Source organism: Limnohabitans sp. 2KL-3 (genome assembly GCF_001269405.1).
Classification (GTDB): domain Bacteria; phylum Pseudomonadota; class Gammaproteobacteria; order Burkholderiales; family Burkholderiaceae_C; genus Limnohabitans_A.
In genome coordinates this window covers 56,104-80,083 of record NZ_CXON01000011.1, presented here as the reverse complement: position 1 = coordinate 80,083, position 23,980 = coordinate 56,104, and the positions used below count along the sequence as shown (strand labels likewise).

At 57.6% G+C, this 23,980-nt stretch carries 21 protein-coding genes; 19 read left to right on the top strand and 2 right to left on the bottom strand.

The window, feature by feature from the left end:
* Nucleotides 1-126: 126 nt before the first annotated feature.
* The 10 genes from AMM41_RS13985 to aspS all read left to right on the top strand — a co-directional run bounded on the left by AMM41_RS13985 (nt 127) and on the right by aspS (nt 13,019).
* The gene (locus AMM41_RS13985) at nt 127-4,005 is read left to right on the top strand and encodes a DUF3683 domain-containing protein (protein ID WP_089959853.1); all 3,879 of its coding nucleotides are present in this window, start codon (nt 127-129) and stop codon (nt 4,003-4,005) included.
* A gap of 41 nt (nt 4,006-4,046) precedes the next feature.
* Nucleotides 4,047-4,466: a gamma-butyrobetaine hydroxylase family protein gene (locus AMM41_RS13980; RefSeq protein ID WP_089959846.1), complete on the top strand. Its 420-nt coding sequence runs from the start codon at nt 4,047-4,049 to the stop codon at nt 4,464-4,466.
* Between the two features lie 10 nt (nt 4,467-4,476).
* Nucleotides 4,477-5,208, top strand: coding sequence for a bifunctional demethylmenaquinone methyltransferase/2-methoxy-6-polyprenyl-1,4-benzoquinol methylase UbiE (gene ubiE / locus AMM41_RS13975; RefSeq protein ID WP_089959840.1), 732 nt, complete (start codon nt 4,477-4,479; stop codon nt 5,206-5,208).
* Nucleotides 5,209-5,243: 35 nt separating this feature from the next.
* Nucleotides 5,244-6,242 carry a Tim44 domain-containing protein gene (locus tag AMM41_RS13970; protein ID WP_089959836.1) on the top strand — a complete coding sequence of 333 codons (999 nt, stop codon included), beginning with the start codon at nt 5,244-5,246 and terminating at the stop codon, nt 6,240-6,242.
* Between the two features lie 60 nt (nt 6,243-6,302).
* Nucleotides 6,303-6,863: a hypothetical protein gene (locus AMM41_RS13965; protein WP_089959834.1), complete on the top strand. Its 561-nt coding sequence runs from the start codon at nt 6,303-6,305 to the stop codon at nt 6,861-6,863.
* Nucleotides 6,863-8,437, top strand: coding sequence for a ubiquinone biosynthesis regulatory protein kinase UbiB (ubiB, locus tag AMM41_RS13960; RefSeq protein ID WP_089960099.1), 1,575 nt, complete (start codon nt 6,863-6,865; stop codon nt 8,435-8,437). The genes AMM41_RS13965 and ubiB overlap by 1 nt, the downstream gene beginning before the upstream one ends.
* 24 nt (nt 8,438-8,461) lie before the next feature.
* Nucleotides 8,462-9,943 carry a high affinity choline transporter 1 gene (locus AMM41_RS13955; protein WP_089959830.1) on the top strand — a complete coding sequence of 494 codons (1,482 nt, stop codon included), beginning with the start codon at nt 8,462-8,464 and terminating at the stop codon, nt 9,941-9,943.
* A 175-nt stretch (nt 9,944-10,118) separates the two neighbouring features.
* Nucleotides 10,119-10,448: an FmdB family zinc ribbon protein gene (locus AMM41_RS13950; RefSeq protein WP_089959827.1), complete on the top strand. Its 330-nt coding sequence runs from the start codon at nt 10,119-10,121 to the stop codon at nt 10,446-10,448.
* A gap of 35 nt (nt 10,449-10,483) precedes the next feature.
* The gene (locus AMM41_RS13945) at nt 10,484-11,155 is read left to right on the top strand and encodes a DUF502 domain-containing protein (RefSeq protein ID WP_089960096.1); all 672 of its coding nucleotides are present in this window, start codon (nt 10,484-10,486) and stop codon (nt 11,153-11,155) included.
* A gap of 49 nt (nt 11,156-11,204) precedes the next feature.
* On the top strand, nt 11,205-13,019 hold the full coding sequence (gene aspS / locus AMM41_RS13940; protein ID WP_089959824.1) for an aspartate--tRNA ligase: 1,815 nt from the start codon (nt 11,205-11,207) through the stop codon (nt 13,017-13,019).
* 219 nt (nt 13,020-13,238) lie between these two features.
* On the opposite strand, the gene AMM41_RS13935 is transcribed toward aspS, so the two are convergent.
* Entirely contained in the window at nt 13,239-13,697 is a 459-nt protein-coding gene (locus AMM41_RS13935; RefSeq protein ID WP_089959821.1) for an RNA recognition motif domain-containing protein, read from the bottom strand.
* A gap of 442 nt (nt 13,698-14,139) precedes the next feature.
* Between AMM41_RS13935 and katG the strand changes: the two genes are divergently transcribed.
* Complete coding sequence (gene katG / locus AMM41_RS13930) at nt 14,140-16,299, top strand: catalase/peroxidase HPI (RefSeq protein ID WP_089960093.1); 2,160 nt, start codon at nt 14,140-14,142, stop codon at nt 16,297-16,299.
* Nucleotides 16,300-16,546: 247 nt separating this feature from the next.
* A complete protein-coding gene (locus AMM41_RS13925) occupies nt 16,547-17,809 on the top strand; it encodes a serine hydrolase domain-containing protein (RefSeq protein ID WP_089959818.1) in 1,263 nt (420 codons plus the stop codon).
* A 141-nt stretch (nt 17,810-17,950) separates the two neighbouring features.
* Here the strand turns inward: AMM41_RS13925 and AMM41_RS13920 are convergent, their stop codons facing one another.
* Entirely contained in the window at nt 17,951-18,550 is a 600-nt protein-coding gene (locus AMM41_RS13920) for an ATP-binding cassette domain-containing protein (protein ID WP_089959815.1), read from the bottom strand.
* Nucleotides 18,551-18,778: 228 nt separating this feature from the next.
* On the opposite strand from AMM41_RS13920, the gene AMM41_RS13915 reads away from it, so the two are divergent.
* The 7 genes from AMM41_RS13915 to AMM41_RS13885 all read left to right on the top strand — a co-directional run bounded on the left by AMM41_RS13915 (nt 18,779) and on the right by AMM41_RS13885 (nt 23,979).
* Nucleotides 18,779-19,153 (top strand): response regulator, encoded by a 375-nt coding sequence (locus AMM41_RS13915; RefSeq protein WP_158273294.1) that lies wholly within the window; start codon nt 18,779-18,781, stop codon nt 19,151-19,153.
* A 225-nt stretch (nt 19,154-19,378) separates the two neighbouring features.
* On the top strand, nt 19,379-19,852 hold the full coding sequence (gene nudB / locus AMM41_RS13910; RefSeq protein WP_089959806.1) for a dihydroneopterin triphosphate diphosphatase: 474 nt from the start codon (nt 19,379-19,381) through the stop codon (nt 19,850-19,852).
* The gene (locus AMM41_RS13905) at nt 19,849-20,604 is read left to right on the top strand and encodes an endonuclease/exonuclease/phosphatase family protein (RefSeq protein WP_089959801.1); all 756 of its coding nucleotides are present in this window, start codon (nt 19,849-19,851) and stop codon (nt 20,602-20,604) included. Before nudB ends, AMM41_RS13905 begins: the two co-directional genes overlap by 4 nt.
* A 2-nt stretch (nt 20,605-20,606) precedes the next feature.
* Nucleotides 20,607-21,833, top strand: a complete 1,227-nt coding sequence (gene clsB, locus AMM41_RS13900) for a cardiolipin synthase ClsB (RefSeq protein WP_089959796.1) — start codon at nt 20,607-20,609, stop codon at nt 21,831-21,833.
* Between the two features lie 69 nt (nt 21,834-21,902).
* The gene (gene folE / locus AMM41_RS13895; protein WP_089959793.1) at nt 21,903-22,631 is read left to right on the top strand and encodes a GTP cyclohydrolase I; all 729 of its coding nucleotides are present in this window, start codon (nt 21,903-21,905) and stop codon (nt 22,629-22,631) included.
* 2 nt (nt 22,632-22,633) lie between these two features.
* A complete protein-coding gene (locus AMM41_RS13890; protein ID WP_089959789.1) occupies nt 22,634-23,056 on the top strand; it encodes a BLUF domain-containing protein in 423 nt (140 codons plus the stop codon).
* Between the two features lie 44 nt (nt 23,057-23,100).
* A complete protein-coding gene (locus AMM41_RS13885) occupies nt 23,101-23,979 on the top strand; it encodes a DMT family transporter (protein ID WP_089959786.1) in 879 nt (292 codons plus the stop codon).
* Nucleotide 23,980 lies beyond the last annotated feature (1 nt).

Genomic DNA, 23,980 nt, shown 5'->3' with positions numbered 1-23,980 from the left:
ACAGGTGCCCCCACCCCCGGCGCGTGTTTGTTGCACTGCGGTAACATTCAGCCTCAGCCGGTTTGACATTGGTTTCGGGTCTGGCTGACAGCGTCTTGAGCGACGCCTTTGACTGAGCCTAGCCCCATGAATGCACCCATTACGCTCCAACATTTGATGCAAGCCGACGCCGAAGCGCCGCGTTTGCGTGAAATTCCCTACAACTACACCAGCTTTTCAGACCGCGAAATCGTGCTGCGTTTGCTGGGTGAGTCAGCTTGGGACCTGCTGAACCAGCTGCGCGAGGAGCGACGCACAGGCCGCTCTGCCCGCATGCTGTATGAAGTGCTGGGTGACATCTGGGTGGTCGAGCGCAACCCCTATTTGCAGGACGACCTGTTGGACAACCCGGCCCGCCGTAAATTGCTGGTCGAGGCCCTGCAGCACCGCCTGGGCGAGGTGCAAAAGCGCCGCACCCCGGGTGTGGATGCCGCCCGCGACGCCTTGGTGGGCCAATTGCTGGCCATGGCCTCCCAGGCCGTGACGCAGTTCAGCGAGCGCTTCACCCGCATGGCCAAGCTGCGCAGCCAGGTGCAAAAGACCTTGGGCCGCCTCACCGCCAAAGACAACATCAAGTTCGATGGCCTCTCGCGCGTGAGCCATGTGACCGACGCCACCGACTGGCGTGTGGAATACCCCTTTGTGGTGCTGACGCCTGACTCTGAGGTCGAAATGGCTGGGCTGGTCAAAGGCTGTATCGATTTGGGCTTGACCATCGTCCCACGCGGCGGCGGTACGGGCTACACGGGGGGCGCGATCCCGCTGACCTGGAAGAGCGCGGTCATCAACACCGAAAAGCTCGAAGCCATGACCGAGGTCGAAATGATCGACCTGCCGGGCATTGCGCACAAGATTCCGACCATTTACACCGAAGCCGGTGTGGTCACCCAGCGCGTGGCCGATGCGGCCGAGCGCGGCGGTTTTGTCTTTGCGGTGGACCCAACTTCGGCCGAAGCCAGCTGCGTGGGCGGCAACATCGCCATGAACGCGGGTGGCAAAAAGGCGGTGTTGTGGGGCACGGCACTGGATAACCTGGCCAGCTGGCGCATGGTCACGCCCGACGCCGAATGGCTGGATGTGGTGCGCATGGACCACAACATGGGCAAGATCCACGACGCCGAAGTGGCCACTTTTGAGCTGCGCTACTTCAAGGCCGACGGCAAAACCCCGATCCGCACCGAAACCCTGGTGATCCCGGGCAAGACTTTCCGCAAGGAAGGCTTGGGCAAAGATGTGACCGACAAGTTCCTCGCGGGTCTGCCTGGCGTGCAAAAAGAAGGCTGTGACGGCTTGATTACCAGCGCCCGTTGGGTCGTGCACCGCATGCCCACCCACACCCGCACCGTGTGCATGGAGTTCTTTGGCCACGCCCGTGAGGCGGTGCCCAGCATCGTGGAGATCAAAGACTTCATGTTTGCCGAGCAAAAGCGCACCGGCACCGTGATGGCGGGCCTGGAGCATTTGGACGACCGTTATTTGCGAGCCGTGGGGTATTCCACCAAGTCCAAGCGCGGCGGCTTTCCCAAAATGGTGCTGATCGGTGACATTGCCGGAGACAACGCCGACGACGTGGCCAAGGCGACCAGCGAGATCGTGCGCATTGCCAACTCGCGCAGCGGCGAAGGCTTCATCGCCATCAGCCCCGAGGCACGCAAAAAGTTCTGGCACGACCGCAAAAAGACAGCGGCCATCTCGCGCCACACCAACGCCTTCAAGGTCAACGAGGACGTGGTCATTCCGCTGCCGCGCATGGCCGAATACACCGATGGCATCGAGCGCATCAACATTGAGCTGAGCCTGCGCAACAAGCTGCAGTTTTGCCGTGAGCTGGAAGATTTTCTGGAAAAGGGCAACCTGCCCTTGGGCAAGCAAGACGACGCCAGCGACATTCCTTCGGCCGAGCTGCTGGAAGACCGCGTAGCGCAAGCCCTGGCGGTGGTGCGCGAGGTGCGTGCGCAGTGGCAAGGTTGGTTGACCGATGTCGATGCGCTGTTCCCTCAGCTGCAAGAGCACAGCCTGCGGGCCAGCTGGAAAACGCAAATTCGCCCGGCTTTCCAGAACATTTTCTCGGGCTCGGCCTTTTTGCCGATCCTGACCGAAGTCACGGCCATTCACCAACGCGTGCTCAAAGGCCGTGTGTGGGTGGCGCTGCACATGCACGCCGGTGACGGCAATGTGCACACCAACATCCCGGTCAACTCCGACAACTACGAGATGCTGCAAACCGCGCATGAGGCGGTGGCCCGCATCATGGTGCTGGCCCGCAGCCTGGACGGTGTGATCTCGGGCGAGCACGGCATTGGCATCACCAAGCTGGAGTTTTTGACCGATGCCGAGTTGGCCAACTTCACCGCCTACAAAGCCAAAGTGGACCCCGAAGGGCGCTTCAACAAAGGCAAGCTGCTGCGTGGTGCGGCCCTCACGGGGCTGGGCGACGATGTGCACGCCGCCGATTTGACGCACGCCTACACCCCCAGCTTTGGTCTGATGGGCCACGAGTCGCTGATCATGCAACAGTCGGACATTGGTGCGATTGCCGCCAGCGTGAAAGACTGCCTACGCTGCGGCAAGTGCAAACCCGTGTGTGCCACGCATGTGCCGCGTGCCAATTTGCTCTACAGCCCGCGCAACAAGATTTTGGCGACCTCTTTGCTGGTCGAGGCGTTTCTCTATGAAGAGCAAACCCGCCGGGGCATCTCCATCAAGCACTGGCAAGAGTTTGAGGACGTGGCCGACCACTGCACCGTGTGCCACAAGTGCCTGACGCCTTGCCCGGTCAACATCGACTTTGGTGATGTGTCCATGAACATGCGCAACTTGCTGCGCAAGATGGGCCAGAAAAGCTTCCGCCCCGGCAACGCCGCCGCCATGTTCATGCTCAACGCCACCAACCCCGAGACCATCAAGCTGGCGCGTGCCGCCATGGTGGGCGTGGGCATGCGTGCGCAGCGCTTTGTGGCCGGTTTGCTCAAGGGCGTGGCCCGCAAGCAGACCAGCGCACCGCCTGCATCGGTGGGCACTGCGCCCATCAAAGAGCAGGTGATCCACTTCATCAACAAAAAGATGCCGGGCAACTTGCCCAAGAAAACCGCGCGTGCTTTGCTGGACATCGAAGACAACGATTACGTGCCCATCATCCGCAACCCGAAGGCCACCACTTCTGAATCTGAAGCGGTGTTTTACTTCCCCGGTTGCGGCTCGGAGCGCCTGTTCAGCCAGGTGGGCTTGGCCACCCAGGCCATGCTCTGGCATGTGGGCGTGCAGACGGTGTTGCCACCGGGTTACCTGTGCTGCGGCTACCCGCAAAAAGGCTCGGGCCAGTTCGACAAGGCCGAAAAAATCATCACCGACAACCGCGTGCTGTTCCACCGAGTGGCCAACACGCTCAACTACCTGGACATCAAGACTGTGGTGGTGAGCTGCGGCACTTGCTACGACCAGCTGCAGGGCTACCAGTTCGACAAGATCTTTCCCGGCTGCCGCATCATCGACATCCACGAGTTCCTGCTCGAAAAAGGCATGAAGCTCGATGCGGGCGGGGCCTATCTGTACCACGACCCTTGCCACAGCCCCATGAAGCAGCAAGAGCCCATGAAGACAGTGAAGGCCTTGATGGGAGACAACGTGCTGGAAAGCAAACGCTGCTGCGGCGAATCGGGCACGCTGGGCGTGACGCGCCCGGACATCTCGACCCAGGTGCGCTTTCGCAAGGAAGAAGAGCTGCTCAAAGGCGAAGCCGCCTTGCGCAGCAGCGGTGCACTGGCCCCTCAGGCCAACGTGAAAATCCTGACCAGCTGCCCCAGCTGCCTGCAAGGCTTGTCGCGCTTTGGCGACGACATGAAAAACGGCCTTCTCGAAGCCGACTACATTGTGGTTGAGATGGCCAAGCACATCCTTGGCGAAGAATGGATGCCCGAGTACGTGAGCGCCGCCAATGCAGGCGGCATTGAGCGCGTGCTGGTGTAAGCCCGACACGCTACCCGACAGCAAAATTTCGAAAGCAAAACATGGCCGGATTGAAAAAAGACATGCCCCACCCCGAGTCGCTGACTCTGCACGGTCAGACCCGGGTGCTGGAGATCGGGTTTTCCGACGGGGCTCAGTTTCGCATTCCGTTTGAGCTGATGCGCGTGTATTCGCCCTCGGCCGAGGTGCAAGGCCACGGCCCCGGCCAGGAAGTGCTGCAGACCGGCAAGCGCGAGGTCGGCATTGCCGAAATCGAGCCTGTGGGCAATTACGCCGTGAAACCCACCTTCACCGATGGGCACGAATCGGGTTTGTTCACTTGGGAGTACCTGTACTTTCTGGGTGACCAGGAAGCCGCCCTGTGGAAACAGTACGAAGACCGCCTGCAAGCGGCGGGCATGAGCCGTGACGCGCCCATGGTCGAAGCCTCGGCGGGCGGCAGCTGCGGTCACAAGCATTGAGGAAGTCGGCATGAGCAGCACCCACTTCGGTTTCAAAACCGTCGACGAGAGCGAAAAAGCCAAGCATGTGCGTGGCGTGTTCGACTCTGTCGCGTCCAAATACGACGTGATGAACGACCTGATGTCCATGGGCTTGCACCGCGTGTGGAAGGCCTACACCGTGCAGGTGGCCAACCTCAAAGAGGGCGATCAGGTGCTGGACATCGCAGGCGGCACGGGCGACTTGTCCATGGCCTTTGCCAAAAAAGTGGGGGCCACGGGCCGCGTGGTGCACACCGACATCAACGAAGCCATGTTGTCCACCGGCCGTGACCGTTTGGTTGACCACGGTCTGGTGCTGCCCACTTTGGTGTGTGATGCCGAAAAGCTGCCTTTTCCCGATGGCCACTTCAATGTGGTCAGCGTCGCCTTTGGCCTGCGCAACATGACGCACAAGGACGTGGCTTTGAAGGAAATGTGCCGGGTGCTCAAGCCAGGCGGTAAATTGTTGGTTTTGGAGTTTTCCAAAGTGGCCAAACCCCTGGAAAAAGCCTACGACTGGTACAGCTTCAAGATCTTGCCCCAGTTGGGCAAGCTGGTGGCGGGTGACGCCGACAGCTACCGGTATTTGGCAGAATCCATCCGCATGCACCCCAGCCAAGAGGATCTGAAAACCCTTATGAAAAATGCCGGATTTGGCCATGTTGATTTTCACAACTTGTCGGCCGGGGTGGTAGCCTTGCACATGGGCATCAAATGTTGATGTCCGAAAATTGAATTTCCTGAGTTGGAGACACCATGAACAGAAAGTTGATGACACTGATGCTCGCGGGCGTGATGGCCTTGGGTAGCCTGAACGCCGAGGCCGCACGCCGCATGGGTGGCGGAAAATCCATTGGGCAGCAATCGAATCAGGTCACCAAGCGCGATGCAGCGCCTCAAACACCTGCCGCGCCGGCACAAAATGCAGCCCCCACCAATGCGGCCAAACCTGCTGCCGCACCAGCTGCTGCTGCACCGAAGAAACCATGGGGTGCCATGTTGGGCGGTTTGGCCGCTGGTTTGGGCTTGGCTTGGCTGGCCAGTTCGCTCGGTATGGGTGAGGCCTTTGGCAACATCTTGATGGCTTTGTTGATCGGTGTGGCAGTGATCGCTGTGATCGGCATGATCATGCGAGCTCGCCGAGGTGGTGCAACGCAGACGAATGGTCTGGCCTACCAAGGTGCAGGAGGCTCTGCCAACAACCCTGCATCCCTCAAGGAATACAGCCCTCACAATGTTGGCAATGACGCTTCAGCGCGTCCTTGGGAAGCCCAAAACACGCGTTTTGACAGCTCTGCTGCCTCGCAATCCACAGGTTCCATGATCGGTTCGGGCATCGGTTCGAACTTGGGCGGCACACAAACCTGGGGCATTCCTGCGGGTTTTGATGTGGACAGCTTCATCACCGCTGCGAAACGCAATTTTGTGACATTGCAAGACGCTTGGGATCGTTCTGACATCAGTGCTTTGCGCTCCATGATGACGGATGCCATGGTTTTGGAAATACGCAACCAATTGGCAGAGCGTGAAGCGCAATTCCCAGGTCAACCAAACAAGACCGAAGTGGTCATGCTTGACGCCCAGCTTTTGGGCATTGAAGAGCAGGCCGACGCCTACATGGCCAGTGTCGAGTTCAACGGCATGATCCGTGAAGACGCAGTGTCGGGTCCTAGCCCATTCCGCGAAGTCTGGAACATGACCAAATCCAAGCAAGGCGGTGGTTGGCTGGTTGCAGGCGTGCAAGCCTTGCAATAAAGCGGGAACGACAAAGCCCTGATGCTTCGGGGCCTGTACTTTCGGGAATAATCGGGGACTATGGCAACACAGTCCCCTTTTTCATGGGCCGCTCAGGCGCTCCCCGACATGGTCAACCGGCTCGCAGCCAACTTCCAGCCCCCAGCCTGGGTGGTGGACGAGAGCGTCAACCGCCTTGTTTTGTTCCTCAACCATGTGCTCATGAACGAGCCCGAAGCCATGGCCCGTCTGGCCCGCCAAAAAGGCCAGCGCATCGAGCTGGTTTGGGATCGCATGCAACTTCAACTCAGCCCTACCCCCGCAGGTTTGCTTGAGCGTGGTCATTTTGAAGGCTTCGATCTGCGCCTGACGGTGACCGAAGACTCGCCCGTCTCCATCGCTTCGGCTTTGGCTCGGGGCGACAAACCCAAGGTGCGCATTGAAGGCGATGTGCAGTTGGCTGCTGAAGTCAATTGGCTGATTGACCATGTCCGCTGGGATGCCGAAGAGGACTTGGCTCGCCTGATCGGCGACGCCCCCGCGCACACCTTGGCACAAGTCGCTCGTCAGGCTTTGGCCGCTTTGCGCAGTTTTGTCGCCCAGCGACCCGGTACCGGGTTGCGTACGGGCAGCGCAGCATGATGCGCTGGGGCCGTTTCGGGCGCGGCGCCTTCATTGTTTTCATCGTCCTGCGCTACGGCCTGGATGAGTTGGTGCTCTCGAGCTTTCAAAAACCCTGGATACGCCTGCTGGCCCGTGTGCTCTCGGTGGGCCGCGACTTGCGCTCGCCCCGGGCGGTGCGCCTGCGCGAGGCGCTCGAGCGTCTGGGTCCGATCTTTGTGAAGTTTGGGCAAGTGCTGTCTACCCGGCGCGACTTGCTGGCCCCCGACATCGCCGAAGAACTGGCCAAGCTGCAAGACCGCGTGCCCCCCTTCAGCTCGGAAATCGCAGTGGCGTCGATCGAGCGGGCTTTTAACCGCAAAGTCGACGACATCTTTGAAACTTTTGAGCGCGAGCCCGTGGCCAGTGCCTCGATTGCTCAGGTTCACTTTGGCACCTTGCGAGGCAAATCGGGTGAAGTGCGCGAAGTGGCCGTGAAGGTCTTGCGCCCCGGCATGCTGCCCGTCATCGACAAAGACCTGAGCCTGATGCGCATGATGGCCGGTTGGGTGGAAAACCTGAGCGCCGACGGCAAACGACTCAAGCCCCGCGAGGTGGTGGCCGAGTTTGACAAATACCTGCACGACGAGCTGGACCTGGTGCGCGAAGCGGCCAACGCAGCGCAGCTGCGCCGCAACATGCAAGGCCTCGATCTGGTGCTGATCCCCGAGATGATCTGGGACTTTTGTCATCCCGAGGTCATCGTCATGGAGCGCATGCACGGTGTGCCCATCAGCCAGGTGGACCGCCTGCGTGAAGCGGGTGTGGACATTCCCAAGTTGGCCCGCGATGGCGTGACCCTGTTTTTCACACAAGTGTTCCGCGACGGCTTTTTCCATGCCGACATGCATCCCGGCAACATCCAGGTCAGCCTGGCCCCTGAGACCTTTGGCCGCTACATCTCCTTGGACTTCGGCATCGTGGGCACGCTCACCGAGTACGACAAAGAGTACCTGGCGCAAAACTTCACCGCGTTTTTCCGCCGCGACTACAAGCGCGTGGCCGAACTGCACATTGAATCGGGATGGGTCCCGCCGGAGACGCGGGTGGATGAGCTGGAGTCGGCCATCCGTGCGGTGTGTGAGCCTTACTTTGACCGTCCGCTCAAAGAGATTTCGTTGGGCATGGTGCTCATGCGCCTGTTCCAGACTTCGCGCCGCTTTCAGGTCGAAATCCAGCCCCAATTGGTGTTGCTGCAAAAAACCCTGCTCAACATCGAAGGCCTGGGGCGCGATCTGGACCCGGAGCTGGACCTGTGGAGCACGGCCAAGCCTTTCCTGGAAAAGTGGATGCTGGACCAAATTGGCCCTAAAAAGTTATGGGAAGAGCTCAAGTCGCAAGCTCCGCACTACGCCAAACTGCTGCCGCAGTTGCCACGCTTGCTGCACGAGTACTTGAAACAACCACGCCAAAACGATGTGCGTCAGATGGAGCAGTTGCTGGCTGAGCAGCGACGAACCAACAGATTGCTGCAAACCCTGATTTACGCCGGGTTGGGCTTTGTGGTTTCCTTGGTCGTTTTGCAGGTGGGCATGCACCTGCAACTGATTTACTAAGCCTGAATTTTGGAGGGTACGAAGGTGTTGCTGACTTTTGTGATCGCTTACTTGGCCGTGACCATTGGCATTGGTTTATTGGCTGCTCGCCGGGTTCATGGGGCCAAGGATTACCTGGTGGCGGGACGGAGCTTGCCGTTGTACATGAACGTGGCCACCGTGTTTGCCACCTGGTTCGGGGCCGAGACGGTCTTGTCGGTGTCGGCCACCTTTGCCAAAGATGGTCTGAACGGTATTCCCGGTGATCCCTTTGGGGCCACGGTTTGCCTCGTGCTGGCGGCTTTGCTGTTTGCCAAGCTGTTTTACCGCCTGAACCTGCTCACCATTGGCGACTTCTACAAGGTCCGCTACGGCAAGTCGGTGGAGGTGCTGACCAGTGTGGCGATTGTGTTGTCTTACTTGGGCTGGACCTCGGCGCAACTGACAGCGCTGGGCTTGGTCATCCATGTGCTCTCGTCCGGGGCGATTGATTTGAATTACGCCATCATGATGGGCGCAGCCGTGGTGCTGGTCTACACCGTCTTTGGTGGCATGTGGTCGGTGGCCTTCACCGATTTGTTCCAGACCGTGATCATTGTGGTCGGCCTGATCCTGGTGGCCACCCTGGTGGGTGGCAATGCGGGTGGCTTTGACAAGGTCGTGGCACAAGCGGCCGCTGACGGGAAGTTCGACATGTTCCCTGCCGACATGGATGCCGCCGCCTGGTGGGCCATGGCAGGTGCTTTCTTTGCGTTTGCTTTTGGCTCCATCCCGCAGCAGGACGTGTTCCAGCGCATGACCAGTGCCAAGGACGAAAAAACCGCCGTGCGTGGGACCCTCATTGGCGGTCTGATGTATTTTGTGATCGCCTTCATTCCGCTGTACATCGCTTATGCGGCCCTGATCGCCCACCCCGAGCTCAAGGCCTTGTTCCAGTCAGAGGACGCGCGCGCCATCCAGCGCATCCTGCCCGATCTGGTGTTAGGCCAAATGCCCATGTGGGCGCAGATTTTGTTCTTCGGCGCTTTGCTCTCGGCCATCTTGTCCACCGCCAGCGGTGCCTTGTTGGCCCCCACGGCCACTTTCACCGAAAACGTGCTCAAGCCCTTTGTGCCCCACATGAGTGATCGTCAGTTCTTGCTGCTGCTGAGGATCATTTTGGTCACCTTCTGTGCTTGTGCCTTGTTGTTTGCACTTAACAGCAACAGCACCATGTACGAAATGGTGCAGAACGCCTACAACGTCACTTTGACCGGGGCCTTTGTGCCCTTGGTGGCTGGTGCATTTTGGCCAAGGGCCAACACGCAAGGGGCCTTGATGTCGGTGGTTATGGGGGTGGGCACTTGGTTGGTTCTGAGTTTGCTGGGGACAGAGACTTTGGTTCCAGCCAACTTGCTCGGCCTTTTTGCATCGATTTTGGGCATGGTCATTGGCTCATTGATGCCGAGCCTCATTCCCAACCAGGGTCATTCAATGCTCAGTGCTTTGCATCGTGCCAGCATGGGTGGGCATTCGGACAAGCATTGATGGATTGACGACTTGGGTGAGGGCGCAATCACTGAGGGTCAATGAGGCAAGTGATGCCCTAGAGGGTCAAGCAGTCCATGTACAGCCCTAAGGTTTGCAGGACAGGCGGCGGTTGCAAAATCTCTGCGCGCCTATAATTAAAGGTTTTCCCGCATTACCCTTTAAGGCTTTTCATATGCCCATTTATGCTTACAAATGTGACGCCTGCGGCCATGCCAAGGATGTGTTGCAAAAAATGAGTGACGCTCCTCTGACCGATTGTCCGGTTTGCGGTGCACCCAAATTCAGCAAGCAATTGACAGCACCTGGCTTTCAGCTCAAGGGCACTGGTTGGTACGCCACCGACTTTAAGGGCGGTGGAACCGCGGCAGTGCCTGCTGCAGCAGCAGCTGTTCCGTCTTCCGATGCCTCACCGGGTTCTGCACCTGCCGCAAGTCCTGAGGCTGGTACGGCGGCAGCAACTTCCAGTGCGGCTGGCTGCGCAGCCTCTTGTGCTTGTCATTGAAGTTTTTTCGTCAGATTCCACGATTGCCCTTGCCCATGAAACACCGCAGCTTCAAACAGTATTTCATCACCGGTTTACTGGTGTGGCTGCCCATGGGGATCACTGTGTGGGTGCTGATGTGGTTGCTTGGGCTGCTCGACGCCATTTTCTTGGCCGTTTTGCATGCAGCCGACACCTTGATTCCTGGCATTCACGCCAGCGCCGAATACCTTCGAGGTGTGCCTGGTCTGGGTGTGGCCATAGTGGCCGTGTTCATTTTTGCCACGGGCGTTTTTGTGGCCAATATGTTTGGCCAGTGGTGGCTGCGCAAATGGCACGGCCTCATGAACCGCATTCCTGTGGTGCGCAGCATCTACACCAGTGTCAAGCAGGTGGCCGACACCTTGTTTTCGGGCAGTGGCCATGCGTTTTCCAAAGCCTTGTTGGTCCAATACCCCCGTCAGGGTTCATGGACCATTGCCTTTTTGACCGGAACCCCTGGGGGGGAAGTGGCCAAGCACTTGGGTCAACCCATGGTGAGTGTGTATGTGCCCACCACGCCCAACCCGACCTCGGGCTTTTTCCTGATGATGCCCCGAGCCGATGTCATTGAGCTCGACATGAGTGTTGACGATGCACTCAAATACATCATTTCCATGGGGGTGGTGGTGCCCGGCACGCCTGTCCCCAAGCCTCCGTCAGACCCGGCCCAAGCCAAGCTGGACTGACGCGCCTTTTTTTGAATCTTGTTCCTGCGTATCCTGAAAGTCCAACAACATGTCCATGCGTTCCCACTACTGCGGTCTGGTGACCGAAGCCCTGACGGGCGAATCCGTGAGCCTGTGCGGCTGGGTCAACCGTCGCCGTGACCACGGTGGCGTGATCTTCATCGACCTGCGCGACCGCGAAGGCTATGTGCAAGTGGTTTGCGACCCGGACCGCCCCGACATGTTCAAAGTGGCCGAAGACGTGCGCAACGAGTACTGCGTGCAAATCAAAGGCGTGGTGCGTGCCCGTCCTGATGGCACGACCAATGACAACATGAAGAGCGGCAAGATCGAGGTGTTGTGCCACGAACTGATCGTGCTCAACGCCTCCGTCACACCTCCTTTCCAGATTGACGAAGAAAACCTGTCTGAAACGACTCGCCTCACACACCGTGTGCTGGACTTGCGCCGTCCCTACATGCAAAACAACCTGATGCTGCGCTACAAAGTGGCCATGGAAGTGCGCAAGTACCTCGATGAAAATGGGTTTGTTGATATTGAAACCCCCATGCTCACCAAGAGCACGCCCGAAGGTGCCCGCGACTACCTGGTGCCCAGCCGCGTGCACGATGGTCAGTTTTTCGCTTTGCCCCAGTCGCCTCAGCTCTTCAAGCAGCTCTTGATGGTGGCGGGCTATGACCGTTACTACCAAATCACCAAGTGCTTCCGTGACGAAGACTTGCGTGCTGACCGCCAGCCCGAATTCACCCAGATCGATATCGAAACCTCCTTCCTGACCGAAGAAGAAATTCGCGACATGTTCCAGGGCATGATCAAGCGCGTGTTCGTCAAAACCATTGGCGTGGACCTGGGCGAGTTCCCGGTCATGACCTACCAGGACGCGATGCACATTTATGGCTCCGACAAGCCTGATCTGCGCGTGAAGCTGCAGTTCACCGAAGTGACCGACGTCATGGGTGACGTGGACTTCAAGGTGTTCTCCGGTGCTGCCAACATGAAAGGCGGCCGTGTGGTCGCCCTGCGTGTGCCCAATGGTTCGGTCGAAGGCGGTGGCATCAGCCGTGGCGAAATCGACGCGTACACCGAGTTTGTCAAGATTTACGGTGCGAAGGGTCTTGCCTACATCCGCGTCAACGACCTGTCCAAGGGCCGCGAAGGTTTGCAGTCACCCATCGTTAAAAACATCCACGACGCTGCATTGACGGCTGTGCTGGAGCGCTCGGGTGCTCAAAACGGCGACCTGATTTTCTTCGGTGCTGACAAAGAAAAAATCGTCAATGATGCCATTGGTGCCCTGCGCATCAAGATCGGTCACAGCGCATTTGGCAAAGCCAATGGTCTGTTTGAAGACCGTTGGGCCCCGATGTGGGTGGTCGACTTCCCGATGTTCGAGTACGACGACGAAAACCAGCGCTACACCGCTGTGCACCACCCCTTCACCGCGCCCAAAGACGGTCACGAAGACTGGATGGTCACCGCGCCAGAGAAGTGCATCTCCAAGGGCTATGACATGGTCTTGAACGGCTGGGAAATGGGCGGCGGCTCAGTGCGTATTCACCGTGCCGATGTGCAGCAAAAGGTGTTTGACGCCTTGAAGATCACACCCGAAGAAGCCCAGATCAAGTTCGGCTTCTTGCTCGACGCGCTGCAATACGGTGCACCTCCACACGGTGGCCTGGCTTTCGGTTTGGACCGCATCGTCACGCTCATGACCGGTGCTGAATCCATCCGCGACGTGATCGCCTTCCCCAAGACCCAACGTGCTCAGTGTTTGCTGACCCAGGCACCAAGCCCGGTCGACGAGAAACAGTTGCGAGAACTGCACATTCGCTTGCGTAACTTGGATGCCGTCAAGTCAGCTTGATGACTTGATCAGTGCCACATCTTCGTTGATGTGGTTTTGAAAAAAACGCCACAGATGTGGCGTTTTTTTTGCAAGTTCGTGGGATGAAAGTGGTTTTGGCACCGACCCAGTAAAAAGGCTTCAAAACCGAAGTCTTGAAGCCTTTGACATCTGTATCCCAGTGTTGACTGGTTCAGAAGTTACGCAGCAGAACGTCTGCCACGAGCGAAAAGGGAGGGCTTAGTAGCCGCCGCGACCGCCGCCACCGTAACCACCGCCACCGGAACGATCACCACCACCGCCGTAGCCGCCACCACCGGAGCGATCGCCACCGCCGTAGCCACCACCGCCAGAGCGGCCACCGCCACCGTAGCCGCCACCGCCGGAGCGATCACCGCCACCGCCGTAACCGCCACCACCACCGAAGCCGCCTGTACGGGGAGGACGTGCCTCCATCGGACGGGCTTCGTTCACGGTGATGCTGCGGCCACCCAAAGATTGACCGTTCATGCCAGCGATGGCAGCTTGTGCTTCGGCATCGCTGCCCATTTCGACAAAGCCGAAACCTTTGGAACGACCTGTGTCGCGTTCCATCATGACTTTGGCGCTGGTGATGGCGCCGAATTCGCCGAAGGCCTGTTGCAGGTCTTCGTCGCGAACGGTGTACGGCAAGTTGCCGACGTAAAGTTTATTGCCCATGGGGACTCCTCAGAAATACATAAAACAAAGCGATGGGGTCCCGAAAGCACAACAAACTGAGAACTGCCGCCGTAGCGCGCGAAACTGACCGATCACCTGACTTGTGCCGTTTTTTATGACGTACACGCATGCATTATGGGGCATAGCGTAGAAAAGGGGTCAATAACTTCACTTGTTGTGCATTTGACCTCGTTGATCGAAGGTGTTTCCGCGTCATTGGAGTCAGTGCAAAAGGTTTATTCGAGCATGCGCCACGTTGTGTGGCTTGGATAACGCAAGCAGGCCGTGGCTATCGCGGTCATTGAATAAATCGCTGATTCAGTCGTCACGGCATGCGTAAACTGAGATCTCGGATGTGAAAGTTTTTTCTTTCTGCAGCGGTTTCCACAAGACCGTATTTGCAAACACCGAACCTCGAGATACCCACCACGAAGGATGCACCATGAACCCCACTTCCACCACCGCAGGCCAATGCCCCGTCATGCACGGTGCCAATACCCATGCCAGTTCCGCCAACGCCGCCAAGGCGTGGTGGCCCAAGGCGTTGAATCTGGACATCCTGCACCAGCATGACACCAAGACCAACCCCATGGGGGCCGATTTCAACTACCGCGAAGAAGTCAAAAAGTTGGATGTGCCTGCGCTCAAAAAAGACCTGACGGCGCTCATGACCGACAGCCAAGACTGGTGGCCTGCCGATTGGGGGCATTACGGCGGTTTGATGATCCGCATGGCCTGGCATGCCGCGGGCACTTACCGCATTGCCGACGGCCGGGGCGGTGCGGGCACGGGTAACCAGCGCTTTGCGCCGCTCAATTCTTGGCCCGACAACGCCAACCTCGACAAGGCGCGTCGCCTGCTCTGGCCGATCAAAAAGAAATACGGCAACCGCATCAGCTGGGCCGACTTGATCGTGCTGGCGGGCAACGTGGCTTATGAATCGATGGGCCTCAAGACCTATGGATTTGCTTTTGGCCGCGAAGACATTTGGCACCCCGAGCAAGACATTTATTGGGGCGCAGAAAAAGAATGGTTGGGTTCGGAACGCTACGACGGCGGTGACCGTCAATCTCTGGAAAACCCCTTGGCCGCCGTGCAAATGGGTTTGATCTATGTGAACCCCGAAGGCGTCAACGGCCAGCCCGATCCCTTGAAAACGGCGCAAGACGTGCGCCTGACCTTTGCCCGCATGGCCATGGACGACGAAGAAACCGTGGCCCTGACCGCAGGCGGTCACACCGTGGGCAAAGCACATGGCAACGGCAAGGCGCAAAACCTGGGCCCCGCTCCAGAAGGTGCCGATGTGAACGAACAGGGCCTGGGCTGGATGAATCACAGCACACGCAGTGTGGGTCGTGACACCGTGACCAGCGGCATCGAAGGAGCCTGGACCACCCACCCCACGCAGTGGGACAACGGCTACTTCCATTTGTTGCTCAACTACGAGTGGGAGCTGACCAAGAGCCCCGCTGGTGCGCACCAGTGGCAGCCCATCGACATCCAGCCAGAAGACATGCCAGTCGATGTGGAAGACCCGTCGATTCGCCTGCAACCCATGATGACCGACGCCGACATGGCCATGAAGATGGACCCGGCCTACCGCGTGATTTCAGAGCGCTTTCACAAAGACCCCGAGTATTTCTCCAAGGTTTTTGCCCGCGCCTGGTTCAAGCTGACGCACCGTGATCTGGGCCCCAAAGCCCGATACATTGGCCCCGAAGTGCCGCAAGAAGACCTGATTTGGCAAGACCCGGTGCCTGTAGGCCAAGCCAACTACGACGTGTCAGCGGTCAAAGCCAAGATCGCGGCCAGTGGCTTGAGCGTGAGCGAGATGGTGACCACTGCCTGGGACAGTGCCCGCACCTTCCGCCACTCCGACAAGCGCGGCGGTGCCAACGGCGCACGCATTCGCCTGGCCCCGCAAAAGGACTGGGCAGGCAATGAACCTGCCCGTCTGGCCAAGGTGTTGGGCGTGCTTGAAGGCATTGGCAAGGACAGCGGCGTCAGTGTGGCCGATGTGATTGTGCTGGCTGGCAATGTGGGTGTGGAGCAGGCCATCAAAGCGGCGGGCTTTGACATTCCGGTGCCCTTCCAGCCGGGGCGTGGCGACGCCAGCGAGGCCATGACCGATGTCGAGTCGTTCGCGGTGCTCGAACCGATCCACGATGGCTTCCGCAATTGGGTCAAACAGCACTACGCCGTGAGCCCCGAAGAGTTGTTGCTCGACCGAGCCCAACTCATGGGCCTGACCGCGCACCAGATGACGGCGCTGATCGGCGGCATGCGCGTGCTGGGCACCAACCACGGTGGCAGCCAGCACGGCGTGTTCACCGATCGGGTGGGGGTCTTGAGCAACGACTTTTTTGTGGTCTTGACCGACATGGTCTACCAGTGGAAGCCCACGGGCCGCAACTCTTACGACATTTGTGACCGCAAAACAGGCCAAACCAAGTGGACGGCCAGTCGGGTGGACCTGGTGTTCGGCTCCAATTCGGTGCTGCGGGCCTATGCCGAGGTCTATGCCCAAGACGACAGCCGCGAGAAGTTGGCGCGTGACTTTGTGACCGCGTGGACCCTGGTGATGAACGCTGATCGTTTTTGAAGACGCCAAACGGTTGGTCTGCATCCAAGCATGTCGGCTGAAATGACTTGCTGGATCGGTTGAGTTGTGCAAAGTGCACAGTTTTCGGTTCAGCGGCATTGCTGGATCGCGGTGGTGTTGATAAATCAGACCCTTGGATGTGTTTGCGTGGTGACGCCTTTGGCTCACATGCAGTGAAATGGGGGTGCTAAAGTTTTTCGGTGCTGGAGTATCACCAGACATTTTTGATCCATCCAAGGAGAATGCCATGTTGAAAGTCGTTTATTTGGGAGCGCTGACGCTTGCTTGTGCATCATTTGTGCAGGCTCAACCCCTGCCAGTGGCTTCACCCGAGAGTGTCGGCATGTCAACTGAGCGATTGCGCAATATTGACCGCTTTTTAGAGGATGAGATGGCGCGTCAGCGGGTGCCCGGTGCTGTGGTGGCCATTGCCCGACAAGGCAAACTGGTTTATTTCAAAGCGTTTGGACATGCAGACAAGGCCAAGGGTATTTCTGCCACCACCGACACGATTTTTCAACTCGCTTCCATGACCAAGCCCATGGCTTCTGTCGGAGCTCTGGCCCTGACTGAGCAGGCCCGACTCCCATTGCAAAGCAAGTTATCAGACTACTTCCCAGGTTATCAAGCCATGCAAGTGGGGGTGCCCACGGCAGATGGTAAGTTCACTTTGGAACCTCAAAAACGTCCCATTTTGATTCATGACCTGTTTCGTCACACTTCGGGCATCACATATGGTGGGCGTCCCGATGGCGGCAGTCCCATTGCGGCGTTATGGCCCAGTGGTGGTGCCGCTTCTTATATGGGCACTTCCAAGGAGTTTGCAGAGGCGCTGACCAAACTGCCGCTGGTTTACCAACCAGGAACGGTTTTTGAGTACAGCTTGTCTGTGGATGTGCTGGGTGCAGTGGTCGAAAAAGTAGCAGGAAAATCGCTGGGTGACCACTTGAGCGAAACTGTTTGGAAACCTTTGAAAATGGAGAACACCACCTTCAAGTTAAGCGATGCGCAGCGTGCCAAAGTGGCGCAACCCTTTCCACAAAACCCATTGGATGGCAAACCCCAGGCCATTGCACTGATCAACAAGCCCGCCACCTTTGACTGCGGAGGTGCATGTGCATTTGGCACCATGGGCGATTACGTGCGTTTCGGTCAAATGTTGCTCAACGGTGGCAGTTTGGAGGGTAAACAAATTTTGAGTCCTGCCTTTGTGCAATGGATGACCAGCAATCATCTGGGCCCAGGCATTCAAAACCGCGTGGCCAATGTGGAGCCGCATCGCGCTGGATATGGCTTTGGACTCGGCGTGGCTGTGAGAATGGAGCCTGGCTTGGCCGCTGTGCCTGGCAACCCTGGCGAATATTCATGGAATGGCGCCAATGGCACGGGCTTTTTTGCCGACCCCAAGGCACAGTTGGTGGTGGCGTTTGGCACTGCAGCTCCTGGTGACTTGCGCAAGTACTACAGAGAACAGATGCAGGATTTGGTGTACGGCGCACTGGTAAAGTGATGTCCGCCTTCCGGCAGCAGTACGAAGGGGGTCATGGCAGTGGACGAGTGACCCCCATCATGGCTTTTGGTTTGATGAAAGAGGGATGGGCAAAAAGCGCTTTGATTGGCGCAATTTCAGTATTTTGTCGGCAGGACTGCATCAAAGCCCAAGAACGGATGCCAAAGGGATATCGCTGGGCACTTCGTAGTCAGCCACCAGCCAAGCCCGACTGGGATGATCACTCGCTTCGTTCAAAAAGGATTTGATGATCCGGATGGACGCGGTGTCCAAAGAGACAAAGGGCTGATCCAAAAGTGTCACATCGGCACCGCAAGCCAGGGCGGCGAGCAATCCGACTTTGCGTCGGCTGCCGGTTGACAACATGTTCAGACGTTTGTTCAGGTGTGCACGCATGGACAACTCGTCGGTCAAACTTTCCAATAATGACTTGTCCCAGCCTGGGTACAGGGGACTTAGCTTGTCCAAGCATTCTTGAACGGTGGCTTCGTCGAATTCAGGTGTTTGCAAGTTGACCCAGAAAACACCCCCCGAAGGCCTGCGGATTTCGCCTGAAAAGAGACTCAAATCACCCGCCAAAAGCCTCAACAGCGTGGTTTTTCCACAGCCTTCTTCTCCGTAAATCCAGTTCACGCCAGGCGGCCAGCCGTGATGGAGGTCATTAAAAAGGTCTTGATGGGCTGGGCCACCTTGGAGTTGGTGCACCTCAATGACAAATGGTGAAAGTGATGAGATCAGCATGCCGTCATCCTAGCAAGCTTGTCAGCACAAGATGTTGGAGTGCTTGGGTGAAAGGGTTTAAAGTTCATTTAAGAATTACATTCATGTATTTATCTGCCCACAATGATCGCTTTATTAAAAAAAATAGCGGAGCGGTTTTCCGTCCATTCAAAGACCACTGACGAATTTTTTTCAGACACAGCCCCATCTGCATCGGCACATTCGCCTCAACCACACGGTTACCATGTTTTGGTAGCAGAAGACCAAGAACTCAGCCGCAAGGTGGTGGGTGTTTTGCTGCAAAGCATGGGACATCGTGTCAGTTATGCCGAGGATGGTGTTCAGGCTTTGGAGTTGGCCAAGTTGGGGGGCATTGATTTGGTCTTGATGGACATCCATATGCCGCTCATGGATGGTTTGACCTGTGCCCGACTCATTCGGGCATTGCCTGGGCCTCAAGCGTTTGTGACCATGGTGGCTTTAACCGCTGATTTGAATGCCCACACCGTTGAGCAAGCCAAATTGGCAGGCATGCAGGAGGTGTTGTCTAAACCACTTCAAAAATCATTGCTTGCCCATTTGTTGCCTGAAAAAAGTCAAAGTGCTTTTTCTGATCGGCTTTGACTTGCGTCCCACTCCCAAGCCCATCTGATTTTCAGAACTTGGTCTTTGACATGTCATGTCAAGGCACCTTACAAACAGCAAAAAAAGGCCATTGTTTTTTCAGTTCTGAGCCGAGAGCACAAATTTCGGGCTTGGATGGCCGCCACATGATTTGGGTCAAGAATTCAGTGTTCTTGTGAGTTGGATGCTGCTCAAGGGTTGTGCGTGTCACCCTAGAATGTCGCCATGGGCGATACGACAAAACTCTTCAAAATTCCGCAGTCGGTGCTGGTGGTCATCCATACCCCAGCGGGTCAAGTTTTGTTGATTCGCCGCACCGATTCGGGCACATGGCAGTCGGTGACCGGCAGCAAAGACCACCCCCATGAGAGCTGGGCTGACACGGCTGTGCGAGAGGTATTCGAGGAAACCGGCATCCAAGCGCACAGCCCGGGTTGTCATTTGCACGATTGGCAACTTGAAAATCAATATGACATCTACCCAGAATGGCGTTGGCGTTATCACCCTGATGTCAGTCGGAACACAGAGCGGGTTTTTGGCTTGTTGGTGCCGCAAGATCATCCCATTGTGTTGAGCCCGCAAGAGCACACCGAGTCGCAGTGGTTACCCCTTCACGCCGCAGCAGATCAGTGTTTTTCAGCCTCCAATGCAGAGGCCATCCTGATGTTGCCGCGTTTTTTGCAGCAGGTCGCCCCTTGACCCCGCAGCGCCATGAACACCCGGTTTTGAGGGTGGTCAGTTACAACATTCACAAGGGCGTGCAAGGTTTGGGTCCCGCTCGGCGACTGGAAATCCACAACCTTGGACATGCGGTGGAACAACTCGATGCCGACATTGTTTGCTTGCAAGAAGTCAGGCGCATGCATCGCCTTGAAGCTGCACACTTCAGTCGCTGGCCTGAACAGTCGCAGGCCGAGTTCCTGGCCCCAGAGGGTTATGAGGCCATTTATCACACCAATGCCATCACCCGTCACGGCGAGCATGGCAATGCCCTGTTGTCGCGCTGGCCCGTCTTGACGCACCAGCACCGTGACATGTCAGATCATCGTTTTGAGCAACGTGGGCTGCTGCACACCCAAGTGCAAGTTGTGGACCGTTTGGTGCATGTGTTGGTGGTTCACTTGGGTTTGATTCCCTCCAGTCGGGTGCGTCAGGTCCAGCAATTGCTCTCTCACATTGAGAAGGAAATTCCCTCACACGAACCTGTTTTGGTCGCGGGGGATTTCAATGATTGGGGGCGGGGGCTGGGCCAACGCATGGCCTTGGCGGGGTTTCAGGAGTGGCGCGAGCAGTCGACGCCCACCTACCCCTCACGCTTACCCCTGAACCAGTTGGACCATGTCTATGCCCGAGGGCTCACGCCTGTGCACGCCATGGTGCCTTCGGGGCGCATTTGGCGTCGCATGTCAGATCACTTGCCTTTGGTGGCGGAATTCGCTTGGAACGACTGAGCATGCGGCACAACGCGTTGAGCGATGGCCATCAAATTCGCTTGATCGAAGGCGGTCAGGCGTATTTCGAATCATTGGCACAGGCCTTGGCCCAAGCGCAAAGCCATGTTTTGCTGGAAACCTATATTTTTGACTTTCATGGTGCCGCGCTCATCGTGGCAGAGGCATTGGAGAAAGCGGCTGCGCGTGGCGTCAATGTCTGGTTGCTGGTCGATGGTGTGGGCACGTCCAATGTGCCTGCACCATGGCGAAAGCGATTCGATGTGGCTGGGGTTGAATGGCATGTTTATTCACCCTTGGGTGCTTTGGGCTTGCTCATCCCCAGTCGTTGGCGTCGTTTGCACCGCAAACTCTGTGTGGTGGATGGACAAATGGCTTTTTGTGGCGGGATCAATATTTTGGACGATTGGCATGATCCGCACCACGGCCCATTGAGTCAGCCGCGCTTGGACTTCGCTGTCGGTGTGCAGGGTGATTTGGTGTCACACATCGAGGAAGCCATGTCCCAACTCAGGCTGCGCTTACAAAGCGTCGAGAGCGTGCGCAGGCACCAGATTCCCCAAGCCATCCGTTTGTTCAAAACAGCAGGCCTGACCTTGCCTTGGCAGCGCAACGCGCTTCACCCCAAGGATGGTTTTGCCAAGGGAAGAGCAGGTCTTTTACTGCGGGATAACTTGTTGCACAGAGGGCAAATTGAGCGAGCGTACTTGAAGGCGATTGGCTCGGCGCGTCATGATGTTCTGATTGCCAGTGCTTATTTTTTGCCAGGTCGCCGATTGCGCCAAGCGCTGGTGCACGCGGCCCAGCGTGGAGTGCGGGTGCGCTTGTTGTTGCAAGGTCGATATGAATATTTCATGCAATACCATGCCGCCAAGCCCGTGTATGGTGCCTTGTTGGCCGCAGGCATTGAAATTCATGAATACGCGCCGAGTTTTTTACATGCCAAAGTGGCGGTGGTCGATCCCGACAATGACCGGCCTTGGGCCACAGTGGGGTCCTCGAACCTGGACCCTTTGAGCCTATTGCTTGCTCGGGAGGCCAATGTGGTGGTGGCTGACCGGGAATTTGCGCAAGGCTTGCATCGTCGTTTGTGCCATGTGATTGACACGCAAAGCACGCTTGTGGAAATGGGGGTTTACAGCCAGCGGCAATGGCACCAACGTGTGCGCGACCGCATCGCATTTGGCTTGATGCGCTTGGCACTTTTTTTAACAGGCTATCGTTATTGATGGCAGCCTTTTCAGATGTCCCTGATGGCTGTGCGTCGATCATTCGCTGGTAGTATCTTCAACATGTTAATGAATTCCCCAGACGCCATGATTGCTTCTGCTCCCACGCCCGAAGACGAAGGCGTACCTGTTTCCGTAAAAATCCGAGAGCGCATCCACGCCGCCCGCAAGCGTTTCCATGCCAACGACAACATTGCCGAGTTCATTCAGCCCGGCGAGTTGGACAAGCTGCTCGACGAAGTCACCAGCAAGATGGCGGGCGTGCTCGACAGCCTGGTGATCGACACCGTGAACGACCACAACACGGGCGATACTGCCCGACGTGTGGCCAAGATGTACCTCAAGGAAGTGTTCAAGGGTCGCTATGTCGAAGGCCCCGAGATCACCGAATTCCCCAACGCCGAGCACCTCAACGAGCTGATGATCGTCGGCCCCATCACCGTGCGCAGCGCCTGCAGCCACCACTTTTGCCCTGTGATCGGCAAGATCTGGATCGGCGTGTTGCCCAACGAACACACCAATGTGATCGGTCTGTCCAAGTACGCTCGCCTGGCCGAATGGATCATGGGCCGCCCCCAGATCCAGGAAGAGGCCGTGGTTCAATTGGCCGACCTGATTCAACGCAAAACCCAGCCTGATGGCTTGGCCATCGTCATGGAGGCCAGCCACTACTGCATGGGCTGGCGTGGCGTCAAAGACATGGACAGCAAGATGATCAATTCGGTCATGCGCGGGGCGTTCCTCAAGGACCCGAATCTGCGCCGTGAATTTCTGTCATTGATTCCTGGGAAGAACTGACCATGTTGGTACGCCTGCTTTACGCCAGCCGTGCGGTGGATACTCGCCCCGAGACCATCGAATCCATTCTGGCTCAGTCGCGCCAGTTCAACCCGACCAGTGGCATCACCGGCATTCTTTGTTACGGCGGCGGCATTTTCTTGCAAGCCATTGAAGGCGGTCGTACCGCAGTGAGCGAGTTGTACGGCCACATCCAAAGAGATGCCCGACACAAAGATGTGGTGCTGCTGCATTACGAAGAAATTTCTGAACGCCGCTTTGGTGGCTGGACCATGGGTCAGGTCGATGCCTCGCGCGTGAACACGAACATCTTGCTCAAGTACTCCGAGCGAGCCGAGCTGGACCCTTACAACGTCTCGGGTAAAGTCTCATTGGCTTTGCTTGAAGAGCTGATGGCCACGGCCTCCATCATCGGCCGGGCTTAAAAAGTCCCTTCACCCCAAGCCCCGCAAGGGGCTTTTTCACGCCCATGCCCCTGAGTGCACTTGCCCTGGTTGTTCTGGCTGGGCTGATCCATGCCAGCTGGAACATCGCCGCCAAAAAGGCTGGGGGCGACGTGCGCTTTGTGGCCTTCACCTCGGTGGTCTTGATGCTGTTTTGGGCCCCCGTGGGCCTGTGGATGGGCTGGCAACAAGTGCCCGCTTGGGGTCTGTTGGAGTGGGGCCTGGTGTTGGCCAGTGCCTTGCTGCACATCGTTTATTTCATTGTGCTGTTGCGCGGCTACCGACAGGCCGACCTGACGGTGGTTTACCCGCTGGCCAGGGGCTCGGGGCCGCTGCTGTCGTCCATGGTGGCGATTTTCTTCCTGGGCGAGCAAATTACTTCGCTGGGCCTCTTCGGCATCTTGGGGGTGGTGGGCGGTGTGTTTTTGATTGCTGGGGGCCCGGGCCTTTGGCAGGCTGCGCAAGACCCTGAGAAGAAAGCACGTGTGCGCGCGGGCATTTTTTATGGCGGCGTCACGGGCCTCTTCATCGCCAGCTACACCGTGGTCGATGGTTACGCTGTCAAGGTGGCGCTGATGTCGCCCGTTTTGGTGGACTACTTTGGCAACCTGGTGCGCCTGGTTTTTTTGACGCCCACTCTGCTGCGCGATCGACCAGCTGTGTGGGCACTGTGGCTGCAGCAAAAGCGCTACGCCTTGATCGTCGGCATCTTCAGCCCCGTGTCTTATGTCTTGGTGCTTTACGCCCTGCAGGTCGCCCCGCTGTCGCATGTGGCCCCGGCGCGGGAGGTGTCCATGCTGTTTGCCGCCTTGCTGGGCGGCCATCTGCTGGGCGAAAAAGACCGGGGCCCACGCATCGCAGGTGCCGTGCTGATCGCTGCTGGCGTGATGGCCTTGGGGTGGTGAA